Consider the following 12,824-nt stretch of genomic DNA (forward strand, 5'->3'; position numbering starts at 1 on the left):
TTTTTACCAAACTAGAAAAGTATAAAGAATGAAAAAAATAGTTTTATTAGCTATAATATCTTTAGGAATATTAGCTTCCTGTAAGGATAAAAATATAGAGCAAGGAGAGAATAGTGTCTTAGAACACCATGATGTACCTGAAGTTACGGAAATAGATGCCTCTGAAGAGGTGAAGGTATTATATGTAGCTTCTAAACTGGATGAGTGTGCAGGTATTGCTCCTAAAAAATGTATGATGGTCAAAGAAGAAGAGGACGCGCCTTGGGAGCTAATGTATCAGGAGATAGAAGGATTTAATTATGAAGAGGGGTATGAGTATAAAATAGAGGTGAAGCGAGTGGATATAGCTAACCCTCCTGCTGATGCGCCATCGTTTAGATATGTTTTAGTGACTGAAATCTCAAAAGAGAAAAAAGCGTAGTATCATGGAGGATATCGTTTTAATGGATGATCGAGTAATTCTTAAGCCACTAGAAGCTTATAATTACAATGATTTAGTAGGATTCGCAATTAAAGAACCTGAAATATGGAAATATGCTACTGTGGGTGTTGAAGGAGCTGAAGGTATGAAGAAGTATATTAGCCAAGCATTGGAAGATAGAAGTAATAGTAAAGCGTATCCTTTTATCGTTTTTGATAAAAAAACAGAAGAGTATGTTGGCTCTACTCGTTTTTATAATATTGATCACAAGAATAAATCCCTATTAATAGGGTATACATGGTATAGTAAGCTTGCTCAAGGGACAGGAGTGAATAAGCACTGTAAGTATATGATGCTTAAATATGCTTTTGAAGTTATGGGGATGGAAAGAGTAGAGTTTAGAGTTGATAATACGAATGAGAGAAGTAAAGTTGCTGTTCAGAGTATTGGTTGTAAGCTAGAAGGAGTATTGAGAAGTGAAATTATTATTAATAGCGGTAGACGTAGAGATACTGCTATATTTAGCATGCTAAAAGACGAATGGTTTAGTTACGCTAAAGAGTCTTTAGAAGCAAAACTATAGTATAAAAAAAGACGATTTTTAAAATCGTCTTTTTTTATACTATAGTTTGTCAATAACTTTTCGTCTTTCAGCTCCAGTGGTTTTAAAATGTGTTGGAGTCAATCCTGTTACTTTTTTAAATTGTTTGCTTAAGTGCGCTACGCTACTATAGTTTAATTGATAAGTAATTTCTTTTAAACTCAATTCATCATAGACCAAAAGTTCTTTGACTCTCTCTATTTTTAGTTGGATAAAATATTGCTCTATAGTAGTAGATTCTAATTGAGAGAACAGCAAGCTTAGAGCGTGATAATCCATTTGCATTTTATCAGTTATATAAGCAGATAGTGGTACTTGTAGATTAGCATTGTGTTTTTGTACTAATTCTATTAGGACAGTTTTTACTCTGTCTACAGTCTTACTTTTTTGATTGTCTAAGAGTTCAAAACCAATTTTTTGTAATTTAGTTTCTACTTCTTTTAGCTGAGAAGAGTTCAAGTCTTCTTGTATTTCTACTTCTCCTAATTCTATTTTAGTTGGTGTATATTTTGATTCAGTGAGTAGACTATCTACAGCCATTTTACACCTTTCGCACACCATGTTTTTTATATATAACTTCATCTGAAAATCCTTTTAGAAACTCAAAGATACTAAATCACATTTGAACATAAATATAGAGAGAGGATATAGTTTTACATCAAAAGTAGTATTTTTAACTTTTACTATTTAGTTGATTTTATAGTAAATAATCATTGTTTTACTATTTTTTTGATATAATTAGTATTACTCAAAGTGAGAATCAATACGTTTGTTCACACTTAGATAATTCGGTGGTATAGTAGTGTATAGCTCTGTTTTCAATAGTTGTATTTGTTACCTTTACTTGTGATGATTAACTATAAGTAGTAATATGAAAATTTTTAATACAGCACAAATGCAAGCATTGGATAAAGAGACAGTGTCCAATCAATATATATCTTCATTTAAATTGATGGAGAGAGCAACTACAAAGGTTTTTGAGAAGTTACAAACTAGATATAAGTTGTACCAAACATCTTTTGTAGTTTTTTGTGGAACAGGAAATAACGGTGGAGATGGACTAACATTAGCTAGGCTCTTAAAAGAAGGAGGTGCAATGGTAAAGGTGTTTTTAGTTCAAACTAAAAAATACAGTCCAGATAATGCTCAGAATCAAGACCTATTAGAAGATAGGGATATCAATATAGAAAAGTTTACTCCTAAGAGTAAATTGAAAGTTAAGAAAGATGATGTGATCATCGATGCCTTATTTGGTATCGGATTACATAGTCCACTAGATGAAGAATGGAGAGCTGTATTTGATTTTCTAAATGAAACCCCTTGTCTAGAGCGAGTATCCATAGATATGCCGTCAGGGTTACTGGCTGATGTAAGTACACCTAAAGATGCTATTGTATTTAAAGCTGATGTCGTATATACGTTTCAACTTCCTAAGCTAGCATTGCTCTTATCAGAGGCTAAGGAATATGTAAAAGAATTAGAGCTTTTAGATATAGGCTCAGATCTGGACTATTTAGAAAATACGAAGTCTGATTACTTTTTTGTAAAACAAGAGAAGGTTAGAAAATTAGTCAAAACAGGTACTAAGTTTAGTACGAAAGATGATTTTGGTAGAGTGTTAATAATAGGGGGGAGTAAAGGAAAAATCGGAGCAGTGACACTTGCAGCAAAATCTGCTTTGCTTACAGGAAGTGGTATTGTGACTGCTTATGTTCCTAGTTGTGGATATACTATTTTACAGACAGTATTGCCAGAAGTGATGTGTGATACTTGTGATCATACAGATTATATAAAAGCATTTCCTTCTATAGAATACTATGGTGCAATAGGCATAGGATGTGGTTTAGGAACACATGAAGATACAGCCAAAGCATTAGTAGCTTATTTAGATGCACATAAAGATAAAAAATTCGTTATAGATGCTGATGCTTTAAATATTATAAGTGAACAAAAGTGTTTAGATAAATTACCTATAGAGAGTATTTTAACTCCGCATGAAAAAGAACTAAAAAGACTTATCGGCGAGTGGAATGATGACTTTGATAAGATCGATAAAGTGAAGCAATTGGCTAAAAAGCACAATGTGATTTTTGTAGTAAAAGGAGCACATACTATAACGATAGCACCAGACGAAACTGTTTACTTCAATTCTTCAGGCAATTGGGGAATGGCTACAGCAGGGGCAGGAGATACTTTGACAGGAATGATCACTTCTCTTTTAGGGCAAGGGTACACCAGTAAGGAAGCTGCTATACTAGGGGTATATCTACACGGATTAGCAGGGGATATAACTGTAGAGAATATTCATCCTCATAGCCTTATCGCTAGTGATATTAGTAAAAATATAAGTGCTGCTTATAATCGATTAAACGACAAAATATAAAAATGAGTAAAAGGCTATCTAATTATGAAGATAGCCTTTTATTTATTTGTTTAATTTAGAATAAACGAGAGAATCTAAAAATAGACCATTGAAGAACCAGTTTTCTTTAAAGTGAGCTTCTTTCTCAAAGCCACATTTCTCTAACACTTTCTGTGAACCAATATTGTTAGGATCTATTACAGCTTCTAAAGAATGAAATTGCAATGAGTGAAAAGCGTATTCTATAACAGCCTTAAGAGCCTCTGTAATGTAACCTCTGCCATTAAAATCAGGTAGAGACATATAACCAACTTCTGTTCTGTGATGTTCTAATTTCATGCGATATAAACCGATTGTTCCGATCATTATTTTCTCTTCTTTTAGTTCTATCGCCCAGCTAATACATTCTTTGTCTTCCATTCTTTTATCTAGTGAGGAGATATATTGTTTAGCTTCTTCAGTTGTTTGGGCAGGTGGTGCAGGTATGTATTTCATTACCTCTGAGTTAGACAATAGTGAGAATACAGTATCTATGTCATTCGGTTCTGTATGTCTTAGGTAAATTCTTTCTGTTTCTATAGTTGGAAATATGGTTAAATCTATATTTAGCATGTTTTTTGAATTGGTTTAAAAACAAATCTAATTAAAAAATGGCATAGACAACAAGTCTATGCCATGTTATATCATTTTTAATAAGTAGATCTATTTAGTTACTTCATCTAGTAGATAGAATATAGACTTAAAGTTTACTCCTCCATATTCTGTTAAACCTATTTCGCATGTACGACTAGTAGAGAAGGCATCTTTAGTACCACAAGGTATTTGCTCTTTCAGATGTCTATTGCCATGCGCATTGAGTTCAGGAATAGTAAATCCTCTATCTCCGGCAAACCCACAACAATTACTATCGATATAGTTTACATTTTCAGCACATAGTTTAGTTAACTCTAATAATTTGCCCTCTAATCCTACTTTTTTGACTGAACATACAGGAAATACAGTAATCTCTTTTCTAGGATTTTTGACAGGTAGTATTGGCATGACATGGTCAAGCATAAATTCTATCGGATCGTACATTTTTAGTTTACCTCCTTGATGTGCTTCGTGGAAAGTATAGAAACAAGGGCTCATATCGAATAGTACAGGATACTTGCCGTCTTCTGTTGCTTTGAGTAAAGCCAGTTCTAATTCAGAAGATTTTGTATGTCCTTCTTCTTTCATTCCTTTGCTACTAAATGGCATACCACAGCACATATTATTTACATTTTCTGGATAAATAATAGTATAGCCAGCGCGTTTTAATAGTTCTTCTGTTTTTGCAGTTAGATCTACATCGGATTTAGGATAATCCTGAGATTTTCCCATTGTTCTGTTGATACAAGATGGGAAGTAAACAACTTTTCGGTCTTGTCCTGGATTGATTATAGATTCTGTTATTTTGTGTTTATTGCCTTTAGGCATAGCCACATTCCATTGCGGAATTTTGTTTGCAGATATTTTGCGCATTCCACTGGATACGCTTGTCATGATCTTGTTACCTAAGATATTCTGGAACACGCCAACCGTGTTTAGTGCTTTTCTACCCATAGCAGTTACGCGATCCATATTTTCTACAAAATACTCCGCATTCTTTCTATCTTTTTCAGTGATTTCGCTATGACGAATATCTTTAATATACTTTCCTGTATCAATTTTTACGGGGCAAGCTAAGGCACACAATCCGTCTGTCGCACAAGTTTCATCAGCATAGTAATGTGCACTATTCACTAAATGCTCAAGTTCATCTGTATTTTTACCCAAATTTTTTAATCTGGCAATCTCTCTACCAACTACGATACGTTGTCTTGGAGACAGAGTCAAGCCTTCAGATACACAGTGTGATTCACAGAATCCACATTCGATACACTTGTCCACAATCTCATTCGTAGCAGGAGAAGCTTTAAAGTTCTCTAAGTGTACATGAGGGTTTGCGTTGATAATAACACCAGGATTGACTAAGCTGTGTGGGTCAAAGATAGCTTTGACTTTTAGCATAATGTCATACGCCTGCTCACCCCATTCCTTTTCTACGAATGGCGCCATATTACGACCAGTACCATGCTCTGCTTTTAGAGACCCATCGAAGCGGTCTACGACTATCTCTACCAAGTCGTCCATTAGCTTCGCATAGCGATCTATTTCTTCTTGTGTAGAAAAGTCCTGAGAAAACACTAAGTGTAAATTTCCTTCTAAGGCATGACCAAATAAGACAGCATCGTCGTATTTTAACTCCGCGAACAAATTCTTCATAGCGATACAGGCATCTGCCAATTTCTCTACAGGGAATGCTACGTCTTCGATGATACAAGTAGTACCTGTTTCTCTCAAAGCTCCAGTTGTTGGTAATAGACCATTTCTGGCTTTCCAATTAAAGGCATATTGTTGAGGTTCTGAAGTGAACTCAAAAGGTTTATAAGTAGGAGTAGGCGTGATGGCCTCTCTAATTTGTTGTTGTTTGATAGCCATGTCTTCTGCACTCTCAGCTTGTGCTTCTACAAGTAGGATACAGGCTGTATCTGGCAGTGTTTTAAAGTATTCAGGAGCCAATGGCTCGTCTTCTATAGACTTGATACTGTTTCTGTCTAACAATTCTACGGCGGCTACAGGACTCTTTTTAAGATACGGAACAGCTTGACACGCTTTTTCAATAGTCTCAAATATCATCAGTGTACAAGCCTTGTGCTTGAAGTTTACGACTGTATTATAAGTAATATCAGAGATGAAAGCAAGAGTTCCCTCAGATCCTATCATAATGTGTTTGATGATTTCGTAAGGATCGTGGTAATCAATAAAAGCGTTAAGGCTATAACCTGTAGTGTTTTTGATTTTAAACTTTCGTTCTATTCTTTCGTATAATGTGCGGTCTGTGTGAATAGTATCTCTAAGGCGTTCGATTTCTTGGATAATTTCGGGATGCTTCAATGCAAACTCTTTTTTACTTTCTTCACTGGCAGTATTTAATATAGTACCATCGTATAGTACGATGGTGATATCAGCAATGGTGTTGTAAGAGTTCTGAGACGTACCACAGCACATCCCACTGGCATTATTAGCTGCGATACCTCCGATCATTGCAGCATTGATAGAACCAGGATCTGGTCCGATTTTACGGCCGTAAGGAGCCAAAATAATATTAGCTCTTCCTCCAATAATTCCAGGTTGAAACTTAGCTTGTAAGCCGTTATTTAAAATTTCGTATTTCTTCCACTTATGTGTTGCTACCATCAGTACAGAGTCTGTTACAGCCTGTCCTGATAGACTCGTTCCTGCTGCGCGATAAGTTACTGGAACATTACACGCTGTTGCTGTCTTTAGTGTAGCGACAGCCTCCTCGTGATTGTGAACTTGAACAACTATCTTGGGAACTAATTTGTAAAAACTTGCATCTGTACCATAAGCTAACAATTGTATAGGATTAGTGATAATCCTATCTGCTTCAATGTAGTTAGCTAATTCGTCTTTAAATTTCTGATATTCTAATGGTAACATATTTTGTGATTTTATAAGCGTACAATTTACAAAACATCTAAAAAAGATAAGAGAGAAGAGCTTTGTTTATACTCGGTATAAATAAGTTGGTTGAAGCAATAGAGTTTAATAATGTAACCTGTTTTATAAGATAATTGTATGACTAAAAATCTAACTAAAACTGAATTGACCTTGAATAGGTTTGATCAAGTAATTCTTTTTGGATGCGTTTAGTAGGGGATTGCTAGGGGTATACTTGCACCTTTCTTCGAGAAAAAGGCCTTCTAGGCAAGAAAACTCCAAGGAATCTCCAAGAAAACCCCAAGAAAGTGCAAGGAAAAGACGATATGGTTTGTATAGAGTGCTTATTAAAGTTTAGTGAGGAGAGGAGATATGTAAACTGTTTTATCTTATATGGTTAGGTATGAGAATAACTGTTAGGTTATCTATCCAGATCTAAATTGGGGTAAATCAAAAAATTGAGATTATGAAGATTGATTGAAAGTTTCGATAGTAGTAAATGTAGATTTAGAAAAGTGTTGGCAAGCGGTTTGTATGTTTTATAGATTTAGTTATGCTTTATTGTTGAGGTTTACTATTATACTCAAAATAAACAGCTATAGCGTTACAAGCTATGATTTACTGTATTAAAATAGAAAAGCCTATTTAAATCATTTAAATAGGCTTTTCTATTTTAGAGAAGAGTATTATATTACAGCATAGGTGTAAAGATACCTGCATTTTCAATTAAATCATATTCTACTTGATAAAGAGGTTGTGTATACTTCTCTCGATCTTCTTTCTTAGTTAAGTCGTCTTTTCCTGCATATTTTCTAACATGTACTCCTTTTTTTACAAATGGATCTCTTACCTCCACAGCATCTGGAGATATTTGAGGACGATGGTTATCAAAATAAATTGCCCCTCCTTTAAAGAATCTAAATGTTACTGTTACTCTATTTTGATCATCCTTATTAGCTCTGTATTCTGGCCAATACCAAGAAGCTCTAGTTTGGAATTGAAATTCTCGATTGTTTTTAGAAGTTAATATGTCTTTAGTAAGTGTATTCATATGTAATAAAGCATATTCGGTTCTAGTTGAACCCTTATGAGTTCCAGAACTATATAAGAAAGGAACTTTCTTATTAGGGTCTGCGTTAGTACTGGCTGAACGATAATCTACGTATTCAATATCGTATAATCTCTTTTTTCGATAACCAACAAATTGATCATCTACTTCTTCGTTTCCTGTTCCTCTAAGTTCAGAAGAAATACAAATATGTATGTATGAGTTATTATTCCCACCATTAGGATCACTATCTTCCGCATAAACACTTAATAGGATATAATCAAAATCAGGCAAACGTACAAACTCTGAGTTTTGTCTCACTGTTATGGTACCTGTAAGATTATGGTCATCAACATGGGCCACTGTAATCTGTCCATCTACGTTTCCTTCCTCTTTAGCAGTACCTAATTGGAAGATTAGCTTTCCATCTTCCAATTTCGGTGGTATATCCCAGTTAAAAACATCTTTAGAGTAACTCAATATTTCCCATTTCTCTTGTCCTCCATAAACAGACACAGCGTTCTTAGAGGTAACTAAACCATCCTCTGGACCTACACCAACTTTTAAAAGAGGACTATTAATCACTAACTCAAGGTTGGCTACTTGTAGTTCGGTAGCTCTATCAGGGTTGTTTTTTAAGGTAAAGGTATATGTCTTATTCCCAAAAACTGTATTTGAACGATTAAAGGTCATCGTTGTCGTATTTCCACTCGAGCTTGAGGTCATGGTAGAAGAATCTTCTAAACCAGACACTGTTTCGTCCCATTGAAGTCCTGGTTCACTTGGCGTTATTTCGGCTGTCCCACTAGTTTTGTTTTTAGTTAAATAGACGGTCTTTGGATAGATATTTATGGTGCGAGGAATTAAACCTAAACCACTCCAATTACTACCATTCCAATGATAAACTCCATTACCATCTCCATTAAAGAGATTGTCGTTCGTATTAAATACCATTAGTCCCGAATGGGCAGAATCTAATTCGGTTTTGTTATATCCAGCCGAAAACATAGGATATAGGTTGTTTACATCCGTTAAGAAAACCCTTGGAAGTAACAATCCTTTATTGGCATTTTCTAAATCAGTTTGATTTGTCTCTAAGTTTTGTAATTGTAATATTGATCCTGGTGCAGGTATGCCCGGCTTACCTATGATGACCTGTCCGCTGACAGTATCTATAGATAAGAAAAGGCTTAATAGCGCTAATATTGCAGTATATATTTTTTTCATAGTATTGATTTGTATTTTATACATGCTAGTATAAGAACAGCATGTATGTATGCTTACTAAGTTTAATTCCGTGAATTGGTTACATTAGATTAGAAGCGAAAACTCTATATCAGTGTTTTCGCTTGACTATGGTATGTGCCCAAAGTGAATAGTAATCTAATTTACTCCTTCCATCGGTAAGAATAATCCCGCTTTTTCCACGAAGTCATACTCTATTTCATACAGTGGCTGCGTTAAACGATCTCTAACAGCAGGGTCAGTTACATCCTCTTCACCAGATGCCTTTCGAACGTTTATGTCTTTTTGGGAGAATTGATCTACGAGAATTCCTCCTACAATTTTAGGGATATCTTGATCTTCATCCCAAACTAACCTACCTCCTTTGTAGAATGTGTAACTTACTGTAGCTTTATTTAGTGAGTTGTCATCAGCATTGGTTGTTGGCCAAAACCAAGCAGCTCTACTCTGGAACTTGAATTCTCTATTGTGTTCAGATGTTAAAATTTCGTTAGCCAATAAAGACATGTTTAATACAGCATATTTGGGAAGACTATAACTTTCTCTGTGTCGAGAGGTACTTAAGAACTCCACTTTTTTAGAAGGTTTTTTATTTGTATTTGCGTAGCGTTCCATTATAATAACAGGTTCGTTTAAATCGGGATGTTCTTGTTGGTATCCTACGAATTGATAGTCAACTTCTGGATGTCCTGTGCCGCGAACTTCACTCGTTAAACACAATAAAACATATTGAGGATTCATACCTCCATCTTGAGCATAGAGTTCAGCTACAATATAATCGAAATCCGGAAGTCTTTTGAACTCAGAGTTTTGTCTAACAGTAATTTTTCCAGTTAAGGATTTGTCGTCTATGTGCGCTACTATAATTTCGCCTTCTATGTTTCCTGCCATCTTAGCCTCACCTAGTTGAAAAGTTAACTTTCCATCTTCCAGTTTCGGAGGTATATCCCAGTTAAAAACGTCTTTAGAATAACTAATTACTTCCCATTTTTCTTGTCCTCCATGAGCTGTAACAGCGTTGCTTGATTGTACAATTCCATTTTTATCTCCTACACCAACTTTAAAAAGAGGAGTGTTAATCACTAACTCAAGGTTGGCAACTTGCAGTTCGATAGCTCTATCAGGGTTGTTTTTTAAGGTAAAGGTATATGTCTTATTCCCAAAAACTGTATTTGAGCGATTAAAGGTCATCTTCTTTATATCTCCATTTGAATCAAGAGTCATAGTAGAAGAGTCCTCTATACCAGACACTGTTTCTTCCCATTGAAGACCTGGTATACTTGGAGCTATTTCGGCTGTCCCAGTAAGTTTGTTTTTAGATAAGTATACTATTTTTGGTGAGACATTAATGGAACGAGGAGTTAACCCTATACCATTCCACTTCTTACCACTCCAACTGTAAACACCTTTTCCGTCCCCATTAAAGAGGTCCTCATTAACGTTAAAAACAAGTAAGCCTGCATGAGCAAGATCTTGTTCTGTTTTATCATACCCTGGTGCGAACATAGGGTAAAGATTGTTTATATCGGTAAGCTTAACTCGAGGTAATAGCAATCCTTTGTTTGCGTTGATTAAGCTCGTAGCGTTTGACTCGATATTCTGTAGTTGTAATATAGAGCCTGGCATCGGTACTCCTGATTCTCCCATAGTAACCTGCCCCACAGAAACATCTATTCTGAAGAAAAGAATTAATAGGAGAAAGGAAATCAAGTATTTATTTTTCATAGCAAAAGTTTTCTTTTTTTTAAATGTTATTACAGCAGAATAACATGATACACTTTTTAATTATAGATTAAGATCTAGATTGGTCCACTTAGATCCGTCCCAAACGTAAATTCCGATACCTTTTCCGTTAACTAAGTTTTCATTGACATTAAAAACGAGTAAACCCATATGTATTGGATCTAATACACTTTTGTTATACCCTGTTGAAAACATTGGGTATAGGTTGTTTATGTCTGTCAGATTAACACGTGGTAATAACAGTCCTTTATTGGAATTAGTTAAGTCGTTCGGTTGGTCAGGTAAGTTCTGAATTTGTAATAGAGTACCTTGCTTTGGTAACACTTTTTCTCCAATGACTATTTGTCCAAATGAATTTACTGCTATAAAGGCAGTAATGAGTAATGAGATGAGATAGTTCTTTTTCATATTTTTTCATATTATGCAATTAACAAATGTATGTAATAATGTTATTAATTGTTAATTTAATGTATTTTTTTGTTTAAAATATGTTATTTTGTTTTTTGTTTTGTTGTTATTGTTGTTATTATGTAGTTTTTTTTATAAAGACTTTGTTTTTTAGAACAAATAATTGTGTTTAATGTAAGGGCTTGTTTATGAGCGAAGAAGGTAGGAGGTATAGCAGCTAGCTATATTTTAGTTTATAAGATGTATATGTCTTATTAAATGCTCTACTTTTAGGATTAATAAAAGTAGAGTTTTTAGGAGGTAATTGGTTTATATTTAGTTTGTTACTGTGTGAAAGAATAATGCTTTTTTGATTTTTTTAAATCAAGATTTTACCACTATGAAATCCAATGTTAAAATACTACCTTTGCACCAAATTTAGACACACAACAACACAAAGTCATTTCGTATGTATAAAAGCATTATTAAACCTATTCTTTTTAGGTTTGACCCAGAGAAAGTACACCATTTTACTTTTGGAGCTCTTAAATTCGTAAATAGTATTCCTGGTGTATCCGCACTTATTCGCGCTAATTGTCAAATAAATGATCCTCGTTTAGAGAGAGAGGTTTTTGGACTGAAATTCAAGAATCCAGTAGGACTTGCCGCAGGATTAGATAAAGATGCGAAATTGTATAGTGAGTTAGAGAACTTTGGTTTTGGTTTTATAGAAATAGGGACTCTTACTCCAAAAGGACAACCTGGAAATCCTAAAAAGAGATTATTCCGTCTAAAAGAAGACAATGGTCTTATCAATAGAATGGGATTTAATAACGGTGGAATAGAAGAGGCAATAGAACGTCTAAAGAAGAATAAAGGAACGCTGATAGGAGGAAATATTGGGAAGAATAAAGTGACCCCAAATGAACAGGCAAATGAAGATTATGAGATCTGTTTCGAAGCGTTGTTTCCTTATGTAGATTATTTCGTTGTGAATGTGAGTTCACCTAATACCCCTAACTTACGTGCATTACAGGATAAAGAACCGCTGAAGGCGCTACTTCATGGATTACAAGTTAAAAATAATCAGAAAGAGGCTCCTAAGCCTATTTTATTAAAAATAGCACCAGACTTAACAGATGATCAGTTATTAGACATCATAGAGATTGTCACAGAAACAAAAATAGCTGGAGTAATCGCTACGAATACTACTATCGATCGCAGTAATCTGAAGTCTATTCATCAGCAAGAGACAGGAGGACTAAGTGGAAAACCTCTGACGAAGAGAAGTACTGAGGTTATTCGATTCTTATCTGAGAAGAGTAATAAAGCATTTCCTATCATCGGTGTGGGAGGGATACATTCTGCAGAAGATGCGATAGAAAAATTAGAGGCAGGAGCGAGCTTAATTCAGCTTTATACTGGCTTTATATATGAAGGACCAGGCTTGATTAAAAAGATTAATAAAGCCCTATTATCTAAATACTAG

10 protein-coding genes are annotated in these 12,824 nt (G+C 34.7%); 4 read left to right on the top strand and 6 right to left on the bottom strand.

The window, feature by feature from the left end; genetic code table 11:
* Window positions 1-28: 28 nt before the first annotated feature.
* A complete protein-coding gene (locus AABL85_RS09710) occupies window positions 29-421 on the top strand; it encodes a DUF4377 domain-containing protein (protein ID WP_341309941.1) in 393 nt (130 codons plus the stop codon).
* Window positions 422-425: 4 nt separating this feature from the next.
* Window positions 426-1,004 (top strand): GNAT family protein, encoded by a 579-nt coding sequence (locus tag AABL85_RS09715; protein ID WP_341309942.1) that lies wholly within the window; start codon window positions 426-428, stop codon window positions 1,002-1,004.
* Window positions 1,005-1,043: 39 nt separating this feature from the next.
* Here AABL85_RS09715 and AABL85_RS09720 read toward each other — a convergent pair whose 3' ends face one another.
* Complete coding sequence (locus AABL85_RS09720; RefSeq protein WP_303261458.1) at window positions 1,044-1,604, bottom strand: helix-turn-helix domain-containing protein; 561 nt, start codon at window positions 1,602-1,604, stop codon at window positions 1,044-1,046.
* Window positions 1,605-1,893: 289 nt separating this feature from the next.
* Here AABL85_RS09720 and AABL85_RS09725 point away from each other — a divergent pair, with 289 nt between their 5' ends.
* Window positions 1,894-3,405: an NAD(P)H-hydrate dehydratase gene (locus AABL85_RS09725; protein WP_341309943.1), complete on the top strand. Its 1,512-nt coding sequence runs from the start codon at window positions 1,894-1,896 to the stop codon at window positions 3,403-3,405.
* 42 nt (window positions 3,406-3,447) lie between these two features.
* On the opposite strand, the gene AABL85_RS09730 is transcribed toward AABL85_RS09725, so the two are convergent.
* The 5 genes from AABL85_RS09730 to AABL85_RS09750 form a co-directional block, all read right to left on the bottom strand.
* Entirely contained in the window at window positions 3,448-3,996 is a 549-nt protein-coding gene (locus AABL85_RS09730; RefSeq protein ID WP_341309944.1) for a GNAT family N-acetyltransferase, read from the bottom strand.
* A 90-nt stretch (window positions 3,997-4,086) separates the two neighbouring features.
* A complete protein-coding gene (locus AABL85_RS09735; RefSeq protein WP_341309945.1) occupies window positions 4,087-6,912 on the bottom strand; it encodes an FAD-binding and (Fe-S)-binding domain-containing protein in 2,826 nt (941 codons plus the stop codon).
* A gap of 691 nt (window positions 6,913-7,603) precedes the next feature.
* The gene (locus AABL85_RS09740; protein WP_341309946.1) at window positions 7,604-9,187 is read right to left on the bottom strand and encodes a hypothetical protein; all 1,584 of its coding nucleotides are present in this window, start codon (window positions 9,185-9,187) and stop codon (window positions 7,604-7,606) included.
* Window positions 9,188-9,343: 156 nt separating this feature from the next.
* Window positions 9,344-10,930 (bottom strand): hypothetical protein, encoded by a 1,587-nt coding sequence (locus AABL85_RS09745; protein WP_341309947.1) that lies wholly within the window; start codon window positions 10,928-10,930, stop codon window positions 9,344-9,346.
* Window positions 10,931-10,990: 60 nt separating this feature from the next.
* Entirely contained in the window at window positions 10,991-11,356 is a 366-nt protein-coding gene (locus AABL85_RS09750; protein ID WP_286395884.1) for a hypothetical protein, read from the bottom strand.
* A 448-nt stretch (window positions 11,357-11,804) separates the two neighbouring features.
* On the opposite strand from AABL85_RS09750, the gene AABL85_RS09755 reads away from it, so the two are divergent.
* Window positions 11,805-12,824, top strand: a complete 1,020-nt coding sequence (locus AABL85_RS09755) for a quinone-dependent dihydroorotate dehydrogenase (RefSeq protein WP_341309948.1) — start codon at window positions 11,805-11,807, stop codon at window positions 12,822-12,824.

The organism is Myroides odoratimimus (assembly GCF_038039805.1).
GTDB classification, from domain to species: Bacteria; Bacteroidota; Bacteroidia; order Flavobacteriales; family Flavobacteriaceae; genus Flavobacterium; species Flavobacterium odoratimimum_B.